Origin of the sequence: Chryseobacterium sp. 3008163 (assembly GCF_003669035.1) — a bacterium.
In the GTDB taxonomy this organism is placed as follows: Bacteria; Bacteroidota; Bacteroidia; order Flavobacteriales; family Weeksellaceae; genus Chryseobacterium.
Genome location: NZ_CP033070.1, coordinates 4,058,728 through 4,084,371 on the forward strand (window position 1 = coordinate 4,058,728; position 25,644 = coordinate 4,084,371).

Consider the following 25,644-nt stretch of genomic DNA (forward strand, 5'->3'; position numbering starts at 1 on the left):
AGAAGTATTAGTCTTTAATGCACTTCCTTTATTAATCGCAATCTAAAATAATTGAAACTAAGAATTATCCTGCACTGTCGGTATGAAAAAAATAATTAAATTTTTAGTTAAAATTAACTAAGATCAATTGTAATCGATTGCGCTGATTCAAAGATAATTTATTTTAAAAACTCAGAAAAGATTTACTTTAAGGTTAAAAAAAACTATTAATTCTTCCACTTGCTTTCAAGTGTTCTGAAATTTTGAATGGTCGGCAAAGGCTTTATAAGTAATTTTTTTTCTTCTTTTTTCAGAATATCTCCGGAACCCAGAGTTTGTGTAATTTCAGTTTTTATACCTTTTAAAAGATCAAATTCTATTTCGATTGTGTAATCTTTACCATCCCAGATTACAGATGAAAAGTTGACTAATTCAAAGTTTCCTTTATTGAATTTAAATTTATCCTGATAATGAAAATCTTTTATTTCAGAATCGATAACCAAATATCCATCCTCAATAAATGCATACGGAATTTGATCTCCGCCATATTTTCCGTTTGGATATTGTGGATTGAAGATATTTGTGGAAGAAAAGAATAATTTGAATTTTCCGTCAGACTGTTGAAAGTAGATTTCTAATTTGAGTGGCTGATTAACATCAACGGTATCCATGGAAATCACGGTTTTATCTTGCAATCCGTCTTTATTGAGATCACCGAACTCTTCTCGTATCTGTATAGTAAAATGACCCGTATTTCCTTTTTGTTGAGCCATTGAAACAAAAGAAATAAGGACGAATAAGATTAAAATTATTTTTCTCATTAATTAAGTTTACAAAAAACAAGTTGTTCTGAAAAATATTTTTGGTTAGTACCTTATCAAAGGTAATATTTTATCTGTTTTGTCCGCTCTTTAATCTCTATTTTTGCACCATCATTTTATTTCAATTTAATACAGACAATTTCACTTGAATAATCTAAAATATTACTTAGCTGCAGTACTTGCTTTTTCTATTTGGGGAACATTTAGTTTGGTTTTAAAGCCACTGCATTCATACCCATCATTGGATATTCTTTTTTATCGTGTTTTCAGCTGTGCCATTATTATGACGGTAGTTTCTGTTGCTTTCAAAAGAGAAAAAATAAAGAATAATGTAATTTTTTTTAAGTCTCTACCGAAAAAGAGCAGAAGAGAAATGATTGTCTTAAATGTTGGAAGCAGTATTTTGTTGACAGCAAATTGGTTTTCATTCATTTATGTGATGAATCATGTAAGTGTGCGGGCGACTTCTGTAGCTTATTTGGTTTGCCCGATTATTACGACTATACTTGCTTATTTTCTGTTGCGTGATAGATTGTCAAAAATGCAATGGCTATCGGTATTTCTGAGTTGTATAGGTTGTGTGTTGCTTTCTTATGCCAATATGATTGATATGTTTTACAGCAGTCTGATTGGCTTTACTTACGCTGCATATTTGATCAGCCAAAACAAAAATACCAAGTTTGATAAATTTCTGGTTCTTAATTTTCATATTTTACTATCAGCGCTTATTTTACTGCCATTTTTTCCGGCTTTCTCTGGGCCGATTCCTACTGATTTTAAATTTTATTTCTATGTTGAAATCATCGCTGTACTTTACACAATTGTTCCATTACTGCTGAATTTATTTGCCTTGAGTGGAATAGCTTCATCAAAAGTAGGAATGATTTTAAATATTAATCCAATCATCGCTTTTGTTTTGGCCGGAGTTGTTTATCATGAGCCTTTGGGTGTTTTGCAGATATTTCCTTATGCGTTGATATTCCTGGCTGTGATTGTGTTTAATGGCAATCAGATCTTTAAAATAAAAGATTCAAACGTAAATTAATTTTGAGTATTTATGAATCAATTCACGTTTGAAATCAATAATAATTATTTATTTAAATTAATCTTCATCCATCAACATCTGAAACCTTTCAGTAAAAAGCCCGACATGATAACCATCCATTAAAGCGTGATGCCCATGAATCGAAACATTCATTGTTTTAGTGTCATTGACATCCATCATTTTTCCAAAAGAAATTTTCGGACAACTGTCTGAAATAGAAAATTTTCTTGCATGTGAAATTGAAGTAAAATTTAACCACGGAACGGCAGAAAAATGAATAACATTGTCTCCTCCTTTTGCCGGAAGCAGGGTATTTGATGATTTCACCCTTTCAATTTCGTTTTTGGCTATGGTTTGAAAAACAGACTCATCAGAATCAAAATCAATGTATGAAAAACCGAAAGTGTTATTGGGTCGATTGATAGTTGCTGATGCATGAATAACATCATATAGAAATGGTTTATCTTCAACAATTCGATATCTGAAGTTCTCAATTTCGTTGGCAGTTTTTATGGCTCTGTACAGATAATAGAGGAAAAAAGATTGATTTTTTCTTTGGCAGATTGGTAAGCTTTTGTACAATCTATGCTTACCGTTGTTCCGAAAAAAGGCTCTTCAAACTGAGAGAAAAAAAGGTATTGTTCTTTACGATCCCATTCGTTGATTGGTATTAATGTCTTCATTTTTAGTATTTATTATTGTTATTTCGAAAAACAAAATTGATTGTTTTTCTATATTTGCATGTTTTACAGCAGCAAAATTCTTAAATACCCAAAACAATAAAAAGGACATTTGTCCCTGACATCCAATGTTAAGAACCAATCAGTCATTTTTGGCTTATGTAAGCAATCTTTATGAGAAGCAAAACCGCAAAGAAGATATTATTGTAAGATCTTTTGAGGAAGGGGAGTTGCTGGTGTCTCAAAATGAAGAGGTCAACAAGGTAATACTTTTGAGGGAAGGCATTGTAAAATGCAGCCTGACCGAGGGAAATGGAAAAGAATATATCCTTGAATTTTCCGGAAGTGGAGAAATTATTGGCGAGTTAGAAAGCATTCGTGAAGTAAAAGCATTATGTACGATTGAAGCACTGACAGCGGTAAAAGTTTATTCCATCTCAATTCCTTATTTCAGGAAACTTTTAAAAGAAGATATTGTTTTCAATGGGTTTTTGCTAAATGTTTTTGCAGAACGCATATCCAATACTTCATCGCGCGCCTCGTATCAGCAGCTTTACACAGTAGAGGAAAGTCTAAACAGACTATTAGAACTGCAATCTGAGCAGGATATAAAAATTTCAAAAGAAAATATGGCCGCTTATCTTGGAGTTTCGGTGAGAAGTTTAAACCGAAGCTTAAAGAGTTTACTGAATAAAGACGAATAGTATTTCAAAATAAAATAATTACTTACTTTCATTAAATTCTTCCTTTGTAATCGTAAAAATATACATTTCCTTATGATTGTAGATTACTTTTTATTAAATATCATTCCGTTTTTTGCAGCGACTTTTTTCGAGTTTTCATTTTCCGGAAAAATCATTGAGATTAATCGATCATGAAAATTATTTTCAAAAGCAAATTCTTTACATTTCTTAGCACTTTCAAGTGCAAAACCCATTTTTCTGAAATTGGGAAGAATGGAGTAGGCAATTTCAAGTTCAAATTTATTTTCAACATTCCGTACCAAAAGTCCGCATTGACCGACTAACTGATTAGTTTCTTTGCAGATGAGAGCGTTTTGCCCGCCTAGATCATTTTCATAACGATGAAAAGTCCATTCAAACCATTTTTCACAACATTCTTCGGCATTTTTAAACTCAGACATTCCAAGAAGTTTTGTAGTTTGTTCATCTTTAAATAGTTCCATCCAAATTTCAAAATCAGAATGTTCCAATTTTCTGAATCTGAGTCTGCCGGTTTCCTGATGATTTAAAAGAAATTTCATTGTTGATAGTACTTAGAATGTTTATTAATCTACCAAATTTAGATTATAAATCACCAATTAAGCCATTTATCAATGAGTTTTTATAGAAGAAAAGGATGATTTTTAAGATTTAAATTAAATAATTCACGTTTAACATTAAATTTTTTCATCAATGTTAGGCTGGATGCATCTGAAAACATATATTTGCACCCTAAATTTTTATAGACATGAAAGAACTTATTGAAAAAATCAACGCAGAATTCGAAGCGTTTGCAACTGAAGCAAACCAACAATCAGAAAAAGGAAACAAGGCAGCGGGTACTAGAGCTCGTAAATCAGCTTTAGAATTGAGCAAATTGTTCAAAGAATTCAGAAAAGTTTCTGTAGAAGAATCTAAAAAATAATACAGACTCGGCCGGCTTTTTTAGCCGGCTTTTTTTTTACTCAATTTTTCAAGTTTTTGTTTACTTTAGGTCTCAGCTTCATCACAGACAAATAAGATGATGTGAAAGCAGAAAGACTTTTGTAGCCTACTTTGAAGGCGATTTCGCTCAGTGTGAATTGTTTTGAATCAATCAGTTCTACACTTTTTACAATTCTGATCAGCTGTATATATTTCTTCAGGCTGATTCCCGTTTCAGATTTAAAAATCCTTTGCAGGCTTCTTGCAGACATATTTCCTTTTTCGGTTAAATCTTCAATGCTTACATGTTGTTTAAAATTGACATTGATGAAATTACAAACCGCCGTCAGTCTCGAATCTACAGGCGCAGGAATCTGAAAGAAATTAGTTTCATTGCAGAAATTAGGTAGACTTGTCAGAATTGCAGTCATAAAAGTGCTTTGTTCTGCATCTTCAGTCAGCAACTTATTCCATTTTGAAGCGTAAAGTAGCATCTCTTTCAAAACCGATGGTGCCGGAAACACATGTACGTCTTTAAAGAAATCATTCTCCAAACCTTTTTTAAATAAAACAACCATCAGCTTTACGGTTTCAGATTCTGAAGTAATTCGGTGTTTTTTTGAACCTGGAATCCAAATCACATGATTCTGAGGTACGAGATATATTTTTTGATCAATATGAAAATACTGATAACCTTCTTCTACAAAAGTAAGCTGCGAACGCTCGTGGAAGTGCTCATAATCATCATGCTTCCAGTCTTTTTCGTACCAAATATAAATGTCTTTATCAACAGAATCAGAAAAATATCCCGGAAAATTTTCCGATAAACTGCATTTGATTTTGGCGTTTTGCATATTGTTTTTGGCAAAATTAATGAAAATAGCCTTCTTAATTTTGTACCATCAATTATTTTAAAATTTTTATGAAAATGACAAAAGGAATTTTTACATTCATTCTTCTATTTTTAATCACAAATATTATGCTGGCACAAGACAATAAAACAAAAGTACTGGTTTTGATTCATTCAGATAATGGCGGAACTTACGAATTGGCAAAGGAAATTTCTAAAGGAATTGAAAACTATGGAAATACTAAAGCAATCATTAAACTTGTAAAATCTTCATCGCATGAAAAGCTGAAAAACCTTCCTGTTGCAACAGTTGACGAGTTGGCCTCGTATGACGGAATCGCCTTTGGTTCGCCTGTTTATTTTGGAAATATAAGCACAGGAATGAGCGAATTTATTGCTAAAACGGTTAATGTATGGACAAATCATGAATTGGAAGGAATGCCTGCAACGGTTTTTATGTCTGCAGGAAGTGGAGCAGGAAACGAACTGGCTGTTCAGTCATTTTGGAACAGTCTTTCAGTTCACGGAATGGTTTTGGTCTCAAACGGTATTCGTGGTAATGATAAGATAGATTCTACAATCCCGCAGGGAAATACGGTATTGGGAGTAACGAGTTTAGCTTCAGTGAAAAATGTGCAGCGATCAAGCGAAAGTGAAAAATATTTAGCGAGAATTCAGGGTGAGAATTTTGCAAAAGTGGCATCAGCTTTAAAGGGTACTTTTCAAAAGAAAGTTACAAAAGAAACTTTAAAAACAGAAACTGTTGATGCTGTTTTAAAAAAGAAAAACATCATGCTGCCCAGCGTTCCAAAGCCTGCAGGAAATTATCAACCTTATGTAAGATCAGGGAATCTGATTTTCATTAATCAGGTTGCTTTGAAAGATGGTAAAATTCTTAATCCCGGAAAATTAGGAATTTCGGTTGATGAAAATCAGGTGAAAGAAGCTACAAAACAGACAATGCTCAATGTTTTGGCAGTATTGAAAGACGCTGTGAACGGAGATTTAGATCAAGTGAAAAAAGTTGTTCAGCTCACCGGAATTTTTAATACAAAAGACGACTACACCAAGCATGCAGATTTGATGAATGTCGCTTCAGATCTCGCAGTGGAAGTCTTTGGTGAAAAAGGAAAACATGCAAGAGCTACACTCGGAGCATCATCGATTCCTGTGAATTCTTCGGTAGAAATTCAGGCCATATTTGAGGTTGAATAAGTGTAGAAAACCGTTAAAGAAAATTAAATATTCACAAATAATATTAAATATATCAAACCTCGTTGAAATGTAACCTGTTTTGAATTTATATTTGCTCCGCTAATAACCAATAGCGGAGTTTATTATGAAACATGTTTCCTTTCTGTTTGTCTTTTTATCAGCGGTTCTTTCTGCTCAGAAAATCCAGATTGTCGACGCTGAAAACGGAAAACCAATCGCCAACGCAAGGATTCTTTTGTCGAATCAATTGCTTTATACCAACGAAGATGGCTTTGCACCTGTAGATGAGAATTCTAAAGATTTTGAAGTTTCAGCTTCCGGTTTCAAAAAAGAAAAGATTAAGAACTTTAGTTCTGTAATCAAGCTTCATCCTGCTTTTAAAGATATTGAAGAAGTGAAAATCGTCAGTGTAGATATCAAAAAGCTCTTTGAAGATGTTTTTAAAAATTATCACAAACGTTATTATGATGAGCCTTCGATATACGATGTGGTGATGAAGCAGAAGGCTTTTGATAATAACAAACTCCATTTTATGTCCATTTCTGAAGCTAAATTATGGAGTAAAACCAATTCCTACAACTACAAAGACGGCTACAACAAAAAATATGACGAAATTCTGCAGTTACAGCTTAATAATGTAAAATACCTCAAAATAAATAAATCTGACAGTATTTTTTCTGCCAAAGTAGAAGAGTTTACACATGAATATATGGGTAATTATTTCTTCAATTATGAGCTGAATCGAACCCTTACGAACATAAGGTCTCATCAAGCAAAATATTCAGGAACATTAGTTTCAGAGGAAGATGGTGAGCAGTTGATCAGCTTTAAAATAAAAACTATAAGAGGCACCAAAATAGAGGGTAATTTGAAATATAATACAGCAGACAAAGTAATTACGTTTTTTGAGACAAACTATGCGATGGATGATTTACCTGTCGAAAAAAGGTTTCAACTGACGGAAGAACGTTTGATTATAAATATGGAAATGCCATTCTTACCTTCGATTTTTATAAGAAAGATGGTCTTTATGTGCCCGCTTTAAATAGATTTGAAACTGATAATTACACGATGTTTTACAAAGACGAAACCCATGTGAAAAAGTCGATGCGTGAGATTGTGTACAACACATTTGCAAAATCTGATAAAAAAGGATTAGACCCAAAAGTAAATTTTGCTAAAAGCATTTGGGAAAATATTCCTGTAAAAGAAGACAAAGAATCCACGGTTTTACTCTCAAAAGAAGAGCAGGAATTTATCAACCAAAAATAATATACTATGAAAAATTTAGTTTTATCAGCTTTTATCTTATCTGGACTTTTGTTTAAAGCGCAAACGCACCGCTTCATTTATGATGTGGAATACAAAAAAGATTCGACAAAAAATACCACCGTTAAAGAAAATTACCATTTGGATATTGAACCTAAAACCGTGAAATATTATCCACGTGATTTCTTTATTGGAGATTCTTTGGTTACCAATAATCTACAAATTGCAAAGGGTACAAAATTTAATACGTCTCACATTATTGAACACCAAATTGGTTCAGCAGATTATGATTATTACGATGTTCTCGAAAATGTGGTGTTGAAACTTCCGTCAAAAAACATTCAAGATTGGAAGCTAACTAATGAAAAAAAGAAAGTAAAAGATCTCAATTTACAAAAAGCAACCACCAATTGGGGTGGAAGGAACTGGATTGCATGGTTTACTGCTGATATTCCGTTTCAGGAAGGACCGTACAAATTTCACGGACTTCCCGGTTTGATTGTAGAATTGTTTGATGATAAAAATAATTACAAATTTGAACTCGTAAAAACTCAAAAGATTGCAACACCCAAAAGCAATGTATACATCGATCATATGCTTAAAAGCAGTGTTGCGGTTGATGACAAAAAATACAGAGATTCTAAGTTGAAGTATTATGACTCGCCCGTTAATTATTTGAGGAATGCAACACAGCAAACCCGATCAAATGATGAATTTTATTTAAACGACGGAACCAAAGTAGGACAGGCCAACTCCCGAGAAGTGAACGAAAGATTAAAAGAATCTATTAGAAAATACAACAACCCGATTGAGCTCGATAAATCGATAAAATATCCGTTATAGTTTATTGGTAATGACTAATGTGTAATTAGTAATGATTGAGAAATCGTTAATGCAAACCATTTCACATTGAGAAATATTTTAATTATAAAATCTGTGCAAATCTGTGTCATCTGTTGGATAAATAAAATTAACTTCCGGCTTATAACACAAATTTGTACAGATTTTTTTTAAAAAAAATCACGATTTGAAAATTGATAATCATGAGCTTTAAGCATTAATAGAATATTTAAGAATTTTAATTTTCATCAAATAACTTTATCTTTATGCCAATCAATAAAAATATGAAGATAAACACCTTTTTTGCAGTTCCTGCAGTAGTTTTGGCGAGTCAGTTTTGCCATGCGCAATCTACCGTTCAGAAATTAAATCCTATTGTTGAAAGCTTTGTCAATGAAACGAATAACCATTCTCAGCTTGAAGATATGGCATTCGAATTATTAGACGGAATCGGGCCGCGTTTGGTCGGAACTCCCGAAATGCTTAAATCGAATGAATGGACAGCCAATAAATTAAAATCATGGGGAATTGATGCTCAACTTCAGCAATTCGGAACCTGGAAAGGCTGGCAGAGAGGCACGACTCATGTTGACATGGTGTACCCAAGAATGAAGTCACTCTCCGCGACACAGTTAGCGTGGAGTCCTTCCACCAAAAAAGCGGTTGAAGCAGAAGTTATCGTTCTTCCTAAAGTTTCTTCTAAAGCAGAATTCGATCAGTGGCTTCCATCTGTAAAGGGAAAAATTGTTTTGATGGCGCAGTATCAGAAAATCGGTCGTTCAGATGAGCAGATCAAAGAATTTGCAACTCCTGAATTATATGAAAAATTAAAAGCCGAAAAAGAACAGGCTGCAAAAGACTTCCGTGATTATGTAAAGAATATCGGTTATGATAACAATACGCTTCCTGAAGCTTTAGAAAAAGCAGGAGCGGCGGGAATAGCGATTTCAAACTGGACGGGAATTATGGGAGCCAACCGTATTTTCGGAGCAAAAACTTCCAAAATCCCGATGTTTGATATCGATGTGGAAGATTACGGAATGCTCTACAGAATGGCTGAAAAGGGAACGAAGCCCAGAATCAAGGTAGATGCACAATCGAAAGTTCTTCCTGATGCCAAAACATTCAACACCGTTGGGATGATTAAAGGATCTGAAAAACCTGACGAATATGTTATTCTTTCTGCTCACTTAGACTCTTGGGACGGAGCTCAGGGAGCGACAGATAACGGAACGGGAGTTTTAACAATGCTTGAAACCATGAGAATTCTTAAAAAATATTATCCGAATCCTAAGAGAACGATTGTTGTAGGATTGTGGGGAAGTGAAGAGCAAGGATTAAACGGTTCAAGAGGGTTTGTGGCAGATAATCCTGAAATCATCAAAGGAACTCAGGCAGTTTTCAATCAGGATAACGGAACGGGACGAGTAATTAATATTGCAGGTCAAGGCTTTGTAAAATCATACGATTATATCGGAAAATGGCTGAATGCAGTTCCTAAAAATGTACGTGACCACATCAAAACAGACTTCCCAGGAATGCCGGGTGGTGGAGGATCTGACCACGCTTCATTTGTAGCAGCAGGAGTTCCCGGATTTTCTTTAAGTTCACTAAACTGGGGGTATTTTGGCTATACATGGCATACAACCAAAGATACGTATGATAAAATTGTTTTTGATGAGGTTAAAAACAACGTGATTCTTACTGCAACATTAGCTTATATGGCATCAGAAGATCCTGAATTTACGAGCAGAGAACGCAGAACAATGCCTGAAAACGAAAATGGAGAAGTTGCAAAATGGCCGGAAGTAAAAGAGCCTAGAAGAGATTCTAAGGAGTATAAATAAAATTAAAAAACAATTAAACGCAACATGAAACTTTTAACCACAGTTATGACAGTTTGTTCTGTATTCACAGCGCATTACTTAGCTTTTTCACAAAGCACAAACGAAACCAAAGCAAAAGAAATTATTGAGAAAGCAATCGATGCAACAGGAGGAAAAGATCTTTTAAGCAGTATCAAAACGCTTTATTCAAAATCGTCTACGATAATGGATGGCAGAAATGTCAATTATATAACAAAAGAAATGGCACCCAATATGGGCAGTTTTGAAATTGAATATCAGGGCAGAATCGTGTACAGATCATGGTTTGACGGTAAGACGGGTTATGATACCGTAAATGGCGAAAAGAAAGTTGCTGATCAAGAAGAATTTAAAGATAAACTGGATCGTAAGTATATCATGAATGAGTTGGCATATCTTGATCCTGCTTTGTATAAAGCAGAATTTGTTGCGACAGATGAGGAGCATAAACTTCAACATGTGAAAGTAACTGCAAAAGATGGAAGCATTACTAATTTATACTACGACACTGAAAGTTTTTTACTGAAAAAAGAGGTCCATGAAAATCCTACGAAAGGTTCTTTTTCGACAACACTTTGCACAGAATATAAGAAATACGGAGATCTTAATTATTGTTCAAAAACTACACTGAGGTCTGAAAATGGCGATCAGGTAATGACCTTGCTTGATTTATACTATAACAAAAATATCAAGAAATCAGATTTTAAATTCTAATCAGTTTGATTAACAAAAAATAGGCAGCTTATCTTGTAGGCTGCCTATTTAAATATATTTGTTTTTTCTAAACAGTGAGATGATTATTTCTTTTGAATAGAGAAAGTATCAGGATGTAATTTTTGGTGAATCTGACTATCAAGCATTTTCCTCAGCGTCCAAAGCTGACTTTCTTTTACGGTATAAGTATGACAGAGTTTATTGTTCATGTGCATACTTAAATCCGTTCTAAAACGTGTTTGAGTTCCAAACGCAACATCTTTGGTGGTGTGTTCTGAGAATTTAGGATAAAAATTTGCCAGACAAAGAACATTTCTTTTTAAAGATTTTGAGATTTCAGGATAATTTCCATAATCATCAATTACTTTTATTTTAAAAAGTTTCTTACCTAAAGTTGTTCCCCAAAGAGTTTCAGTGACACTTCCGAATATCATCACTAAAGGAATCGAACCAATGAAAGAATAAATTATAGGTAGCTTAAAAATAAAATATAAAACTAAAAAGAACGGGGCCATATCAATATACTTTGCAACCTGTCTTTTATGGTCACTTCCATGAAAATCTACTTTGTAAGGTAAATTATACTCGAATTCATTATAAATACGTCTACCTTCCGAATCAAAATTTCGCGTTGCCCTGCGAGTCGTTTTTCTTTCTGTGAGTTCTGAAATTCTCATAACTTCTGATTACAAAATCATACTCAGTTGAATTCTTTTTCTCGCCTCATCCACTTCCGTCACTCTTACCTGAACATGCTGATGCAGCTTCACCACTTCATTCACATCAGAAACAAAACCGTCTTTCAATTGTGAGATATGAACCAGCCCGCTTTCTTTAATTCCTAAATCTACAAAACATCCGAAGGCGGTAATGTTGTTGATAATTCCTGGAAGAATCATGCCGATATTTAAATTTTTAATGCTTTTTACATTCGGGTCAAATTCAAAAACTTTAGCTGCCTTTCTCGGGTCTAATCCAGGTTTTTCAAGTTCTTTTAAAATATCTTTTATTCCTAAAATTCCGATGTCTCCGGTAATGTATTTTTCAGGTTGAATCAAAGCAATTTTCTCTTTATTAGCGATAAGTTCATCGGTTTTTATGCCTAAATCTTTTGCCATTTTTTCAACAATTCCATACGCTTCCGGGTGAACAGCTGAGTTGTCTAAAGGATTTTTGCGTTAGTAATTCTGATAAATGCTGCAGCCTGTTGATAGGCTTTCTCACCCAACCTCGGAACTTTCTTCAATTGTTTTCTGTCTTCAAAAGCTCCGTTTTCAGCTCGGTAATTCACAATGTTTTCTGCCATCTTTTCACCGATTCCTGAAACATAACTTAGAAGAGATTTACTTGCTGTATTCAGATTAATTCCAACAGAATTTACACATCTCATCACGGTAGAATCCAATTCATTTTTAAGTTGAGTCTGGTCTACATCGTGTTGATATTGTCCCACACCGATTGATTTTGCGTCAATTTTAACCAACTCTGCCAAAGGATCAGAAAGTCTTCTTCCAATAGAAACTGCACCACGAACCGTCACATCAAAACTCGGAAATTCATCTCTCGCAATTTTACTCGCAGAATAAACTGAGGCCCCGGCTTCAGAAACCACAAAAACCTGCAAAGGTTTATCGAAAGCAATTTTTTTAATAAAAAATTCGGTCTCACGACTAGCCGTTCCGTTTCCGATAGAGATTGCCTGAATATTGTAAGCGTTTACCATAGAACGGATTTTCTTCATAGCCATTCCGCTTTCATTTTGCGGAGCGTGAGGATAAATCGTTTCGTTATGTAGTAAATCTCCTTTTTCGTCCAGGCAAACAACTTTGCAGCCACTTTTATACCCCGGATCGATGGCCAAAATTCTTTTTTCACCTAGAGGCGGTGCCAATAAAAGCTGACCTAAGTTTTCAGAAAATATTTCAATCGCCTTTTTATCCGCTTTTTCTTTAGCTTCCTGTAAAGTTTCATTTGAAATTGCGGGTTCTAGAAGTCTTTTGTACGAATCTTTGATGGCTAAAGAAATCTGTTCTGAACTTTCATTTCTGGATTTGATGATGGTATTTTCTATAAAATCAATTGCTTCATCTTTATCGATTCCAATATTTGTTTTTACAAAACCTTCTGATTCTGCTCTCAGCATGGCCAGAAGTCTGTGCGAAGGCGTTCTGCTAAGACTTTCTTCCCATTCGAAATATTGTGAAAACTTCTGCGCTCCCTCGTCATCTTTTTTGGCTTTTACCAATTTAGAAGTGATGACTGCTTTCCGCTGAAAAAGGCGACGGAGATTTTTACGGACGTACATATTTTCGTTGATCCATTCTGCCATGATGTCTCTTGCACCCTGCAAAGCCTCCTCTTCAGAGGAAATATTTTCATTTAAATATTTTGAAACCAAATGCTGCAGGTCATTCGCTTTTTGGCTCATAATAATTTTGGCTAAAGGTTCCAAACCTTTTTCTTTTGCCGCATCAGCTTTGGTTTTTCTACGCTTTTTGAAAGGTAAATACAGATCTTCCAACTCCTGAATATCAAAGCTTTCCTCAATTCTTGTTTTTAAGTCTGAGGTTAAAGCATTTTGTTCTTCAATCGATTTTAAAATACTTTCTTTTCGCTTTACAATTTCTTCAAACTGTTTATTTAATTTAAAGATACTTTCAATAGCAACTTCATCCAAATTACCCGTCGCATCTTTTCGATAACGGGAAATAAACGGAATGGTGCAGTCTTCAGCAAGCAATTTTAAGGTAGCATTGATGCTTTTTTCGGATATATTTAGGGAATTTTTAAGATATTCAGTGGTATTCATTCTTCATTTTTGGAAGTGCTAAAATACTGACTTTTTTAGACTATTAAAATTTGATTTCAATTAAAAAAACCAACTACAGGATGCAATTGGTTTTTGAGGATCTTATTTAATTATTTTAAAATATCATTGTAATAGAGTGGGGTATCGGTTTCTTCATCAAATCCGATAATGATGACTTTAAAACTTTTTGCATCATCGTTGTTGTAGAAATTTATTTTTGTAGACTCTTTCGGTTGATTTGGAAGATAAGGATTCCAATACAAAGTGCTGCGGCTGTCCTTGGAAAGACTTTGAGGATCAATTTCGGCATAGATTTCATTTTTAAAAGGTTCTTCCTTGTCGTATCCTTTCAACGTCATTTCCTTTAATGTTTTAGACTGTCCGTTATCGGGAGCTGAACCGGTAATTCCACCTCGGCGTGTGTAAATAATGATAGCTCCGTTCCCGCCACCTGAACTCCCTGAAAACATTCCTCTGATAACTTTAATCATCGCAACGTCCGAAACAGATATGGAAGAAATTAGGGAGGCATCAGCCCTCATCTCATCAAGAAAGAGTTGTACCGGACCGCCACGCATGGTTGCAGTAGCATTCATCCCTTGTGAACTGATCTGTAAACCGGGAACTCTGCCCTGAAGCCATTGAAGAATATTAATTGCTCCTGCACCATTGTTGTCGTTGACGAAATCAAATACCATTTCATTGACACTTTTAAATAATGGACTGCTCAATGTCTCATTCAGTTTTTGGGTCTTGTTTCTTTTGTCACCTTTTATTTTTACCTCTTCAATGTCCGTTATTTTTTCATTAATAAATTTTTCAGAACTTAGATTAGCAATAGATTTAGCTACTTTTTCAGGAATTTCTTCACCCTCAACTCTGTCTGTAAGTTTCATTCTGCTGTCCGGCAATTCTTTTCTGAGTGGGAAAAAACTGAAATCAGGCTGGAAATAAACCTGTGTACTGCTTATTGCTGCTTTATCTTTTGAGTTGAGTTGATAAGAGAATTTCATGGTATCTTCAAAAGCCAGATTATTTAGCCAAAAAAGTCCGTTTGCATCAGTTTTCACTAAATTAAACTTCATTCCTGCTTCGGGCGTTTTAAAAATTAAATTGAGTTCTGAGTTGGCTGCAGGTTTTCCTTGTGACATCACTTTTCCTTTATATGAAATATACGATTGAGGTTTATTTTTGATTAATGGATAATTTCCGGAAATGATGTTTTTCCATTCAAATCTTTTGTATTTTTCAGATATTAAAAGAGCATCCAAAGCCTCAGAATTGTGATTTTTCGCAAAGTATTGGGCGGGTTTAAAGATGTGCGAACTGAAGAAATCACCTGTTAGCCAAAGACTGCTCAATAAACTATTTTCCTCTTCTGAGCTGCTATCTTCAGCGTCTATCACTAAAGCGCTGTAAGAATTGTAGTGTGTATTGTTTGAAATAGTTATAGAGTTTTTACTGCGATTCGAAGTATTGAGAGTGGTTGTAAGAACAGGTTTTTTAATATTCAGAAGATTGGGCTGTACAAAGGATAATCGCTGTGCAACTACATTTTCGTTTGCATCAAATATGGTCAGTTGTAAGATTCCGTTAATGAGTTTGTCTGCAGGTATTGAAAATGTTTTACCTGACATTTTTTTGATGTCAGCCCGGTAAACCATTTGATTATTAATGGTGACTAAGATTTTGTATGATTGATCTTCCGCAATATTTTTAGAAGATACTGAGTATTTTACGGCAGTATCTGTACTCTCAACATGAAGATTTAAACCCGAAGCTACTACAGGAGGCAAATCAATGGTCAGTTTTTTTCCTGCTTTATCTTCTACAATGAGCTGATATTGTTTCCCGGCTACTGGCGTAATGCTAAATGATCCTACATTTTGGTCAAAACCTTTGAATTCAGCGACAGCTACATCAGGTTTTCCTATTTCAACAACAGATCCACTCCATTCTGATGGCGTCACCCCTTTTGACTGCAGTCTTACAGCAAATTTTGTAGGGATACCATCAACAAATGTTCCGCTTTCGGGATGTACAGTGGCAGACCAAATAGCTTCAGTGTTGGGTTGGAGTTTTTTAAGTGAAGCAGGATTGTATATTGAAATAGGTTGAAGATAATTGAAATCATCACTGAAGTTAGTCATCCATGTGGTATAGGCTCGGATGAAATAAATATCTTCCTGTAAGGTATTGGCTAATGAGAAACTTCCGCTTCCTTCACCTTTCAGAAGAGGAACCATCTTTTTGTCAATTAACTTTTTATTGTTGTCATACAGCTCTACAAAAAGCGATGTGGAAATGTTGGAACGGTTATATCCATCGAAAACAAATGATTTAAACCAAATATTTTCTCCCGCTACATAATGATCTTTGTTCAATAGAAGGTGGATTTTTTCCTGCGGATATTCCTGTTCAAATTTTTGAAGGGCTTTTTCAGCTTTATCCTGAGCATAAGAGGTGCATCCGGCTGATAAAGTAAGTACAAAGGCAATTCTTTTTAAGAATAAACTACTCATAGTGCATTGTGTTTTTAAAATTTTTCAAAAATACATTTTTTTCTTACTGTAGAGAAGTAAATGGTATTAACTGTGAGTTTTTTGAATTCTTAGTAATGTTGCAGAAGTGATTATCGCAGTCAATAAGAAAAGGCGAGTTGCCCCGCCTTGAATGTTTTCACAACTTCTAGAAGGAATATCTTCTTTCTAAAAAAAGTTGTGAATCACGAAGATAATAATTTTTGAAATCAACTTAAGGAATAATCTTATCAAAATAAACAGGCGTATACTTTTCATTATCAGATCCCATAATAATAAATCTGAACTTTTTCGCTGTGTCATTATTGTAGAAATCAATCTGAGTTGGCTCAACAGCATCTGCTTCCAGAGAAGAATTCCAATAGAGAACAGTGCGGTAATCATATCCTGTTTTAGAAAGCTCAGAATTTCCGTAATCGGCGTCCGGGTATTTTTCATATTCATTATAGCCTTCCATCACAAAAAGTTAAGATTAGCCATATTCAATAGGTTGCTTTCAGGAGCTTTGGGCTGAGTGTCGCCTCTTCTGGTATATATTAGTACAGCACCATTTCCACTGCCGCTCATTCCTACGCTGCCATCTTTAATTATTTTTACCATGGCAATATTTGAAGCCGAAATTCCACTCAAAGAGCTTGCATCCGTCAACATTTCATCTAAATAAATATTAGCTTTCCCTTGACGTATATAAGGAGTAGGAACTCCATTTTCAAAATTGATGGTCAATCCTGCAACGCGCCCTTGAAGCCACTGCAAAATATTCGGTGAACTTGCTGCAGATTGGTTTTCATTCACAAAATCAAAAACAACTTCATTCATGCTTTTGTAAAGCGAACTGCTGAGTTTTTTGTTGAGCTCTTCAGTGAGGTTTTTCTTTTGGCTTTTATTTTTACTTCTTCAATTAAAGTAACTTTTTCGTTATATTCTTTTTATATTTTCTTGCTTCAATAGTTTTGGTAATTTCAGCTGACTGTGAAGCTTCGGAAGATGAATTTCTGTCAACAAGTTTGTATTTTTCTACTGCGGGTAAATCTTTTTTTAACGGAATAAAAGTGTTGAGAGGATTGATGAAAACATTGGTTCTGCTTTTAAGTGCTGCATTGGCTCCGTTTAATTGATACGTTATTTTGATGGGCTTTTCAAAAATCAAATTGTCAAAAAAGAACTCTCCGTTGCTGTCTGTTTCTACTTCCATGATTTGATTTCCCGAAATATCTCCATCCACAAGCATGATGAGGTTTTGTTGAGCTGCAGGTTTTGCGTTCACGGTAACTCTACCTTTGTATGAAATGTATTTTGAAGACTGATTGATAATGGTAGGATATTTTCCTGAAATAATTTCTTTCCAGTCAAACATTTTCCATTGTTCGGAAATAAGCAGAGCATCAAGAGCTTCGATATTTCTTTTTTCACCGAAATATTGTGCAGGACGGTCTATTTTAGATTTAATAATACTAGTTAACCATAAAGAACTCAGGAGATTTTCGTCTTGCAGTGACTTTTTATCTTCAGGATCAAACACGGCGACAGAATAATTCGGAACATCTTTAATAGATTTAATATCAAATGAATTCAATCCTCTTTTTTCAGTACTTACCGCCTTCGCTTTAACTTCCGGAACGGAAACGAGAAGATTCTGAGGCATTACAAAACACATTCTGCTTGCCAAAACATTTTCTTTATCATCAAAAACAGTAATCTGTAAAACGCTGTTGATTAATTGATTGGTTGGGATCGCCTGAAATACATCTCTTAATTGATTAATTTTCGCTTTATAAACTACCTGATCACCAATATTGGCAACGACAGTATAATAAGGATAGCTTTGCGCAGTATTCTGAATTTTGTATTTTACATTATCTTTTTCGCTGAGCACCTGAAGACTTACCCCAATTTCAGCAACTTTAGGAAGGGGCACAGTACTTTGATGTCCGTCATTATCTGTAATTACAGCTTCGTAAATTTTATCTTTTTCCGGGGTTAAAGTGAAGATTCCTACATTTCCATCTAATCCTTTGAAAGTAGAGATTTTCTTTTCCGGATTACTTTTTTCAATCACATAGCCTTCCCATTGTGACGGAGGTGTACCAGTAGAATGAAGACGTACCACAATTTTACTTTGAATTCCCTGTATAAAAGAATTTCCTTCAGGATGCAATGTTGCTGACCAAGAAGATATCTTATCTAAAACCAGTTTCTTTGGTGAATCAGGATTGTAAATCGGAATTTGCTTTAAATACTGAAAATCCTCACTCAGATTACTCATCATCGGCGTATAGGCTCGGAAGAAATAAACATCTTCGCTCAGGCTTTCAGGTAACTGAATGCTGCCCTGTACAACGCCATTCAAAATAGGAAAACGTTTTTTTAAAATCTGCTTCTTGTTACGGTCGTATATCTCAATAAAAAAGTTTGTTGAAATATCTGATTTTGTAAAATTTCTGAAAACCATGGCATTAAACCAAACCGTTTCACCAGACAGATATAAATCTTTATCAGTAAGAATATAGATGCTTTCCTGAGAAAAATTTTCGTTTAAAGTTTGAAGTGCTTTGTCAGCAGATTGTTGTGAAGAAAACTGACCAGAAGAAGCCAGGAATAAACAGAATAGAAGTATTCTTTTCATTGTCTTACTGCATTAAATTATATACAAATTAAGACAAAAAATAAATACCCAAGAAATTAATAAGAAATTTTATGATTTTGAAAATATTTTGTCACATCAAGTTTGTAAATAAATTAAGTTTAATTGAAAATTTTATCACTTCTTAATATTCATTTTATAAAATACATCTGAATTTTTATTTGATCAGATTATCTGCTTTCAAGAAATTATATGTAATACTTAAAAATTTAATATTTAAAAATCATTTTTAGCAATTAAAATATGAATGATGCAACTGTTTTAAACTCATAATTAATAACCCAAAACTCATAACTTTATAAAACCTTCTCATTATGAATTTGTTAATTATTAAAACTTTTTATGGTTAATTCATTAAAAATCACTAATTTCGCACCCGTAAAAATCATTCATGCAAAACATTAGAAATATTGCGATTATCGCACACGTTGACCACGGTAAAACTACTTTGGTTGATAAAATAATCCACGCAACAAGCGTCTTTAGAGACAATCAGGAATCTGGAGATTTAATAATGGATAATAACGATCTGGAGAGGGAGCGTGGTATCACTATTTTATCAAAAAATATTTCTGTAATGTACCACGGTACAAAAATAAATGTTATTGATACACCTGGTCACGCCGATTTCGGTGGTGAAGTAGAGCGTGTTTTAAAAATGGCAGACGGTGTACTTTTATTAGTAGATGCTTTTGAAGGACCAATGCCACAGACAAGATTCGTATTGCAGAAAGCTTTAGAATTAGGTTTAAGACCGGTTGTAGTAATCAATAAAGTAGATAAGCCAAACTGTCGTCCGGATGAGGTTCATGATAAAGTTTTTGACTTATTTTATAACCTGGATGCTACCGAAGAGCAATTGGATTTTCCTACATTCTACGGTTCTTCAAAACAAGGTTGGTTCAATACTTCATTAGAAGAAACTGACAATATTTTCCCTTTATTAGACGGGATTTTGGAACACGTTCCTGCTCCTGAAGCTAAAGAAGGTCCATTGAGAATGCAGATTGTATCTTTAGACTTCTCTTCTTTCTTAGGAAGAATTGCAATTGGGAAAGTTATTCAGGGTTCTGTAAAAGAATCAGAATGGATCGGTCTTGCACAGGAAGATGGTAAAATCGTAAAAGGAAAAGTAAAAGAATTATACGTATTCGAAGGTTTAGGTAAGAAAAAAGTTACTGAAGTAAAAGCCGGAGATATTTGTGCAATTGTTGGTTTTGATAAATTCCAGATTGGTGATTCATTCGTTGATTTAGAAAATCCGGATCCATTGCCAAGAACTGCAATTGATGAGCCTACGTTGAACATGACGTTCTCAATCAACAACTCTCCATTCTTTGGAAAAGATGGTAAATTTGTAACTTCAAATCACCTGAAAGAAAGATTGATGCGTGAGTTGGAGAAAAACTTAGCGTTAAGAGTTGAGCCTACTGAAGATGCCAATACATTCTTGGTATTCGGTAGAGGTATTCTTCACTTGTCAGTTTTGATTGAAACAATGAGAAGAGAAGGGTACGAAATGACGATCGGTCAGCCACAGGTTATCCTTAAAGAAATTGACGGTGTGAAATGTGAGCCTTACGAAAGTATGGTGGTAGATGTTCCTGAAGAATTTGCTTCAAAAGTAATCGACTTAGCGACACAGAGAAAAGGTGACCTTCACATTATGGAAACTAAAGGTGAAATGCAACACTTGGAATTCGAAATTCCTTCAAGAGGTTTGATCGGATTGCGTTCTCAGATGTTGACGGCTACTGCTGGTGAAGCTATTATGGCTCACCGTTTTGTAGATTATAAACCTTTCAAAGGAGCAATTCCTGGAAGATCTGTTGGGGTATTGATCAGCAAATCTCAAGGTCCTGCAACTGAATATTCTATTGCTAAATTACAGGATAGAGGTAAGTTTTTTGTTGATCCGGGCGAGGAGATCTACGCTGGAATGGTAATCGGTGAGCAAAACAAGCCGAATGATATGGTAGTAAACATTGTTGAAGCAAAACAGCTGAACAACATCCGTGCTGCAGGGAAGGATAAAGATGGTAACATCGCTCCGAAAATCCTTTTCTCTCTAGAGGAATGTATGGAATACATCCAGGGTGACGAAGCAATCGAGGTAACTCCTAACTTCATCCGTATGAGAAAGAAAGTACTTTCTGAAGAAGAAAGAAAAAGAATCGAAAGAGGAGCGAAAGCATAATCTAAGATTCATCAATATATTTAAAGCCTCGATTTTCGGGGCTTTTTTGATTTAAATTTTCTAATTTAGCATTATTAAATTATTTGAAAATGACAATTACTAAAGAAAAACTACAAAAACAAATTGATGAATTTCCAGATGAAATTAGCATTGATGAGGTAATTGAGAGATTGATTATGATAGAAAAAATTGAAACCAGAATTCAGGAATCTGAAAATAATGAAACCATTTCAGAGGAAGATCTTAAAACTGAAATGGAGAAGTGGTTCAAATAAAATGGTTAAAATCAGCTAAATCTGATTTAAAAGAAATCTACGATTTTATAAGTTTAGACTCGAAGAGATACGCAAGATTCCAAATTGAAAAAATACAGCACAAAACTGAAATTTTAAGAAATGGAAACGTGATAGGGAAGAAAGTATCAGAAATTGATGATGAAAATATGAGAGAAATTTTGAAGGAAATTATAGAATTATTTACCGTATTATTTCAAAAGATGAAATTCATATCCTTTTAGTACATCATGGTGCAAGAGATTTGTTGCAAAAAATTAAATCATAATTTTGTTGCCACTTTTCAGGCTTTTTTTTGTTTTAAATTCTAATAAATTTATTATCTTGAGATTTTTAAAGCCGTAAATAAAATAGTCTATCGCAGGATGAAAATCTCCAAAATAAAAATAGTATTCCTACTAGGTTTTTTTGCGTCAGTTAGCAGTTCTTGCTCTGTACAAAAAAACGTTTCTACAAATAAAAATCCAACAAAAGAAAATAGATACAAAACTAAACCTACTGATTCTTTAGTAATTAATAATCCCATAGTTCCAAAAACTGTGGAAACAGATTTTAAAGTAAATCTTCCAGCAATCAATCGTGAATTTCGTGGTGCTTGGATTGCGAGCGTAGCCAATATCAACTGGCCTTCAAGAAACAATTTGTCGGTTGAGCAGCAAAAAGCCGAAGCCATCAGCATGTTGAATATGCTTCAGGAAAATAATTTTAATGCAGTCATTTTTCAGGCACGTCCGTCTGCGGATGCTTTGTACACAAGTGAATTAGAGCCCTGGTCATATTTTTTAACCGGAAAAACAGGAGAACCTCCTTATCCAAATTACGATCCTCTACAATTTTGGATCGAAGAATCACACAAACGAGGAATGGAACTTCATGTCTGGTTAAATCCTTACAGAGCGCATCATTCCAATGGTGGAGCGGTTTCTAATCAATCGATGGTCAATAAACTTTCAGATATTACCATTAAATTAAAAAACGGAATGTATTGGTTTGATCCTGCAGATCCTAGAACTCAGGGACATGTTTCTAATGTTGTGAAAGATTTGGTAAAAAGATATGATTTGGATGCCATTCATTTTGATGATTACTTTTATCCGTACGCAACCTACAACAGAGGTGCAGATTTTCCAGACAATACAAGTTGGAATAAATATTTGAATTCCGGAGGAACCCTTACAAGAGCAGACTGGAGAAGAGATCAGGTGAATCAGTTTGTGGAAAGAATTTATAAAGAGATTCATGCTGAAAAAAATTACGTACGTTTTGGAATTAGTCCGTTTGGAATCTGGAAACCAGGTTTTCCGGAAGGTGTCGTTGGATCTTCGCAGTATGACGAATTGTTTGCAGATGCTAAATTATGGCTAAATAAAGGTTGGGTAGATTACTTTTCTCCGCAACTATATTGGCCGATTGAATCTAAAGGTCAGCCTTTCGCCAATTTATTAAACTGGTGGAAATCTGAAAACACTATGAACCGCCATCTTTGGCCAGGATTAAACACGGTAGAAATTAAAGTTTCAGACCGCCCAACGGAAATTAAAAATCAGATTGAATTATCAAGGCAGATTCTTGCAAATAACGCTGGTGAAATTCATTGGAGTATTGCAGGTCTGACAAAAAATTCAAATATGCTTCCGACACTGAAAAACGGACCTTATAAAGAAAAAGCTTTGACTCCGAAAACTCCGTGGATCAAAGCTCTTCCTTTAGAAAAACCAACTTTATTTACCAACGATAACGGAAGTTTTATTCAGACAAGCTGGAGTTCTAAAAATATCGGGAATGTTTTCCAATGGGTTCTTTTCAAACAATACAATGGAGTTTGGGAAACTGAAATTCTGACTTTGGACAACCTTTCAAAAGAAATTCCAAAAAGCAAAGACGGAAAAATACTGAATGCAATTGCTATTAAAGCGATTGACCGTTTAGGAAATGAAAGTGATTACATGGCGAAGAAAGTAAAGTAGAGTGGGAGAATAGGAGACGTTTAGGGTAATTCCTCGCTGTCATTCTGAATGAAACGAAGTGTAATGAAGAATCTCTTAATAATCTTATCAACTCAATAAATCGTAATTGTTTAAAATATTTAAATTAAGTCAGTTCTACAACGAACTGGCTTTTTTATTTTAGACTCACTATAAATTGTCTATATAAAATAATGATTGATAAGTATTTATAGATTGTTGGTTTTCATTAATAATCAAAAAACGTTGTCTCGGAATCATTTTTGTATCCTTTAAATAACAAATACTAAAATATACAATTATGAATACCAACAGACTTTCACCTAAACTAGAACAAGCGCTAAGCGACCAGATGAATACCGAAGATTTACAGTCAAGAGTTTATTTTTCTTATGGAATTTGGGCTGCTGATAAAGGTTATGGTGGAATTTCAAACTTTCTTTTTCGCCACGCTCAGGAAGAAAGAGATCACGCAGTAAAATTTATGCAATATGTACTTAACAGAGGAGGAAAACCAACAATCACTGCGCTTCCTTCTCCGGGTCAGGAGCCAACAAGTTTAACTGACTGTTTCGATTTAGTTTTCAAACATGAAGTTGATAATACCACAGCAATTTACAATCTGGTAAATATTGCTTTTGAAGAAAAAGACTGGGCTTCATGGAATTTTCTACAATGGTTCGTAAAAGAACAGATAGAAGAAGAAACATTTGCAATGAATTTAATTGATAAATTAAAAATTGCCGGCGGAGACAGAGCAAGTGACGAATCTTTATTCAGTCTCGACAAAACTTTGGAAACCCTTCCTGATGATGCCGAACAAGCTCAAGATGCAACAGGAGCAAATCCATAAAAGCACAACGATAAAATATTATTTCTAAAAAACTGTCAATTATTTGGCAGTTTTTTTTTATTATGAATCTGTCTTTAAAATTACTATCTTTGCACACCTTTAATTTTAACACGCAAGAAGCCAAAAGTGAATTGCCAAAAACAAAGGTGAAATATGAAACCGAAAGGTAACATAACACAATAAATTAAAACAAAATTTCGTTATGAAATGTGGAATCGTAGGCTTACCCAATGTAGGTAAATCAACTCTTTTTAACTGCTTAAGCAATGCTAAAGCGCAATCAGCTAATTATCCTTTCTGTACGATTGAGCCCAATTTGGGAACAGTTTCAGTACCGGACCAGAGATTATTTGAGCTTGAAAAACTGGTAAATCCTGAGAGAGTTTTGCCTGCTGTTGTAGAGATCGTTGATATTGCCGGTTTGGTAAAAGGAGCGAGCAAAGGTGAAGGTTTAGGAAATCAGTTTCTTGCCAACATCAGAGAGTGCGAAGCGATTATTCATGTTTTAAGATGTTTCGAAAACGGAAACATCATCCACGTAGAAGGTTCTGTAGACCCGATGAGAGATAAAGAAATTATCGACATCGAGCTTCAGTTGAAAGATTTGGAAACTGTTGGAAAAGCAGTTGAAAAAGCTAAAAAATTCATCAAGTCTGGAAAGAAAGAAGATATCCTGACGTATGAAACACTTCATAACCTTGAGAAATTTATCGAAGACGGTAAGAATGCAAGAGAATTCCCGATGGATGATTTTGCAGCATCAATTATAGCAGATGTTCAGTTGTTGACGAACAAACCTGTTCTTTACGTTTGTAATGTAGACGAAAATTCTATCAAAAACGGAAACGAATGGATTGCCAAGATTGAAGAAATGGCTCAGAAAGAAAAAGCTGAAGTAGTAGTTTTAGCTGCTCAGATCGAAGCTGATATCAACGAATTGGATACTTTCGAAGAAAGAGAAATTTTCTTGGAAGAATTAGGTTTAACTGAACCTGGAGTAAACCGTCTGATCAGAAAAGCTTACGATTTATTGAAGCTTCAAACGTATTTTACGGCTGGAGTAAAAGAAGTAAGAGCGTGGACGATTGGACAAGGCTGGACAGCTCCTCAAGCTGCAGGAGTTATTCATACTGATTTTGAGAAAGGATTCATCCGTGCAGAAGTGATCAAGTATAATGATTATGTAAACTACGGAACTGAAGCCAAAGTAAAAGAGGCTGGAAAGCTTTCTGTTGAAGGAAAAGAATACATCGTACAAGACGGTGATATTATGCACTTCAGATTTAATGTTTAAAAGTATTAAAAGTTAGTTATAGTATTTTAAAGAGCGCTCCCATGAATTTGGGAGCGTTTTTGCTATATTTATGAAAAGTTTTTTATGAAATATTTTTTCTTTTTATTGCTTGCAGTATTTTGTTTT

Annotated in this window: 25 protein-coding genes and 1 pseudogene; 15 read left to right on the top strand and 11 right to left on the bottom strand. The window is 34.5% G+C overall.

What is annotated here, in order from left to right; all coding sequences use genetic code 11:
- Positions 1–206 precede the first annotated feature (206 nt).
- Positions 207–800, bottom strand: coding sequence for a hypothetical protein (locus EAG08_RS18755; protein WP_129536768.1), 594 nt, complete (start codon positions 798–800; stop codon positions 207–209).
- 145 nt (positions 801–945) lie between these two features.
- Between EAG08_RS18755 and EAG08_RS18760 the strand changes: the two genes are divergently transcribed.
- Positions 946–1,845, top strand: a complete 900-nt coding sequence (locus EAG08_RS18760) for an EamA family transporter (RefSeq protein ID WP_129536769.1) — start codon at positions 946–948, stop codon at positions 1,843–1,845.
- Between the two features lie 57 nt (positions 1,846–1,902).
- Here the strand turns inward: EAG08_RS18760 and EAG08_RS18765 are convergent, their stop codons facing one another.
- Entirely contained in the window at positions 1,903–2,427 is a 525-nt protein-coding gene (locus EAG08_RS18765) for a CatA-like O-acetyltransferase (RefSeq protein WP_410493272.1), read from the bottom strand.
- Positions 2,355–2,528, bottom strand: coding sequence for a hypothetical protein (locus tag EAG08_RS23170; RefSeq protein ID WP_410493273.1), 174 nt, complete (start codon positions 2,526–2,528; stop codon positions 2,355–2,357). Before EAG08_RS23170 ends, EAG08_RS18765 begins: the two co-directional genes overlap by 73 nt.
- A gap of 125 nt (positions 2,529–2,653) precedes the next feature.
- Between EAG08_RS23170 and EAG08_RS18770 the strand changes: the two genes are divergently transcribed.
- Entirely contained in the window at positions 2,654–3,229 is a 576-nt protein-coding gene (locus EAG08_RS18770) for a Crp/Fnr family transcriptional regulator (RefSeq protein WP_129536770.1), read from the top strand.
- A gap of 83 nt (positions 3,230–3,312) precedes the next feature.
- Here EAG08_RS18770 and EAG08_RS18775 read toward each other — a convergent pair whose 3' ends face one another.
- On the bottom strand, positions 3,313–3,789 hold the full coding sequence (locus EAG08_RS18775; RefSeq protein ID WP_129536771.1) for a GNAT family N-acetyltransferase: 477 nt from the start codon (positions 3,787–3,789) through the stop codon (positions 3,313–3,315).
- 206 nt (positions 3,790–3,995) lie between these two features.
- Between EAG08_RS18775 and EAG08_RS18780 the strand changes: the two genes are divergently transcribed.
- The gene (locus EAG08_RS18780; RefSeq protein WP_047446385.1) at positions 3,996–4,172 is read left to right on the top strand and encodes a histone H1; all 177 of its coding nucleotides are present in this window, start codon (positions 3,996–3,998) and stop codon (positions 4,170–4,172) included.
- Positions 4,173–4,212: 40 nt separating this feature from the next.
- Here EAG08_RS18780 and EAG08_RS18785 read toward each other — a convergent pair whose 3' ends face one another.
- A complete protein-coding gene (locus EAG08_RS18785) occupies positions 4,213–5,025 on the bottom strand; it encodes a helix-turn-helix domain-containing protein (protein ID WP_129536772.1) in 813 nt (270 codons plus the stop codon).
- A 68-nt stretch (positions 5,026–5,093) separates the two neighbouring features.
- Between EAG08_RS18785 and EAG08_RS18790 the strand changes: the two genes are divergently transcribed.
- The 6 genes from EAG08_RS18790 (at position 5,094) to EAG08_RS18815 (ending at position 10,924) form a co-directional block, all read left to right on the top strand.
- Positions 5,094–6,236: an Atu1372/SO_1960 family protein gene (locus EAG08_RS18790; protein WP_129536773.1), complete on the top strand. Its 1,143-nt coding sequence runs from the start codon at positions 5,094–5,096 to the stop codon at positions 6,234–6,236.
- A gap of 124 nt (positions 6,237–6,360) precedes the next feature.
- Positions 6,361–7,281, top strand: coding sequence for a hypothetical protein (locus tag EAG08_RS18795; RefSeq protein ID WP_129536774.1), 921 nt, complete (start codon positions 6,361–6,363; stop codon positions 7,279–7,281).
- Positions 7,269–7,508 carry a hypothetical protein gene (locus tag EAG08_RS18800; RefSeq protein ID WP_129536775.1) on the top strand — a complete coding sequence of 80 codons (240 nt, stop codon included), beginning with the start codon at positions 7,269–7,271 and terminating at the stop codon, positions 7,506–7,508. Before EAG08_RS18795 ends, EAG08_RS18800 begins: the two co-directional genes overlap by 13 nt.
- 6 nt (positions 7,509–7,514) lie before the next feature.
- The gene (locus tag EAG08_RS18805; RefSeq protein ID WP_129536776.1) at positions 7,515–8,348 is read left to right on the top strand and encodes a GLPGLI family protein; all 834 of its coding nucleotides are present in this window, start codon (positions 7,515–7,517) and stop codon (positions 8,346–8,348) included.
- A gap of 281 nt (positions 8,349–8,629) precedes the next feature.
- Positions 8,630–10,192 (top strand): M20/M25/M40 family metallo-hydrolase, encoded by a 1,563-nt coding sequence (locus tag EAG08_RS18810; protein WP_129536777.1) that lies wholly within the window; start codon positions 8,630–8,632, stop codon positions 10,190–10,192.
- A 24-nt stretch (positions 10,193–10,216) separates the two neighbouring features.
- Positions 10,217–10,924: a hypothetical protein gene (locus EAG08_RS18815; protein WP_129536778.1), complete on the top strand. Its 708-nt coding sequence runs from the start codon at positions 10,217–10,219 to the stop codon at positions 10,922–10,924.
- An 83-nt stretch (positions 10,925–11,007) separates the two neighbouring features.
- On the opposite strand, the gene EAG08_RS18820 is transcribed toward EAG08_RS18815, so the two are convergent.
- The 6 genes and pseudogenes from EAG08_RS18820 to EAG08_RS18845 form a co-directional block, all read right to left on the bottom strand.
- Complete coding sequence (locus EAG08_RS18820; protein ID WP_129536779.1) at positions 11,008–11,601, bottom strand: RDD family protein; 594 nt, start codon at positions 11,599–11,601, stop codon at positions 11,008–11,010.
- A gap of 9 nt (positions 11,602–11,610) precedes the next feature.
- Positions 11,611–13,733 (bottom strand): annotated as a pseudogene (locus EAG08_RS18825) (Tex family protein).
- Positions 13,734–13,843: 110 nt separating this feature from the next.
- A complete protein-coding gene (locus tag EAG08_RS18830; RefSeq protein WP_129536780.1) occupies positions 13,844–16,255 on the bottom strand; it encodes a hypothetical protein in 2,412 nt (803 codons plus the stop codon).
- A 232-nt stretch (positions 16,256–16,487) separates the two neighbouring features.
- Positions 16,488–16,730: a hypothetical protein gene (locus EAG08_RS18835; RefSeq protein WP_129536781.1), complete on the bottom strand. Its 243-nt coding sequence runs from the start codon at positions 16,728–16,730 to the stop codon at positions 16,488–16,490.
- The gene (locus EAG08_RS18840) at positions 16,730–17,092 is read right to left on the bottom strand and encodes a hypothetical protein (protein WP_129536782.1); all 363 of its coding nucleotides are present in this window, start codon (positions 17,090–17,092) and stop codon (positions 16,730–16,732) included. The genes EAG08_RS18835 and EAG08_RS18840 overlap by 1 nt, the downstream gene beginning before the upstream one ends.
- An 82-nt stretch (positions 17,093–17,174) precedes the next feature.
- Complete coding sequence (locus tag EAG08_RS18845; RefSeq protein ID WP_129536783.1) at positions 17,175–18,899, bottom strand: hypothetical protein; 1,725 nt, start codon at positions 18,897–18,899, stop codon at positions 17,175–17,177.
- A gap of 409 nt (positions 18,900–19,308) precedes the next feature.
- On the opposite strand from EAG08_RS18845, the gene typA reads away from it, so the two are divergent.
- From typA to ychF, 6 genes are all read left to right on the top strand, one after another.
- A complete protein-coding gene (gene typA, locus EAG08_RS18850; RefSeq protein ID WP_129536784.1) occupies positions 19,309–21,114 on the top strand; it encodes a translational GTPase TypA in 1,806 nt (601 codons plus the stop codon).
- Positions 21,115–21,203: 89 nt separating this feature from the next.
- Entirely contained in the window at positions 21,204–21,389 is a 186-nt protein-coding gene (locus EAG08_RS18855) for a hypothetical protein (protein WP_129536785.1), read from the top strand.
- Positions 21,377–21,631 carry a type II toxin-antitoxin system RelE/ParE family toxin gene (locus tag EAG08_RS18860; RefSeq protein WP_129536786.1) on the top strand — a complete coding sequence of 85 codons (255 nt, stop codon included), beginning with the start codon at positions 21,377–21,379 and terminating at the stop codon, positions 21,629–21,631. Before EAG08_RS18855 ends, EAG08_RS18860 begins: the two co-directional genes overlap by 13 nt.
- Before the next feature lie 141 nt (positions 21,632–21,772).
- A complete protein-coding gene (locus tag EAG08_RS18865; protein WP_129536787.1) occupies positions 21,773–23,374 on the top strand; it encodes a glycoside hydrolase family 10 protein in 1,602 nt (533 codons plus the stop codon).
- A 298-nt stretch (positions 23,375–23,672) separates the two neighbouring features.
- Complete coding sequence (locus EAG08_RS18870; RefSeq protein ID WP_129536788.1) at positions 23,673–24,224, top strand: ferritin; 552 nt, start codon at positions 23,673–23,675, stop codon at positions 24,222–24,224.
- Positions 24,225–24,426: 202 nt separating this feature from the next.
- Complete coding sequence (gene ychF, locus EAG08_RS18875; protein ID WP_129536789.1) at positions 24,427–25,518, top strand: redox-regulated ATPase YchF; 1,092 nt, start codon at positions 24,427–24,429, stop codon at positions 25,516–25,518.
- Positions 25,519–25,644 lie beyond the last annotated feature (126 nt).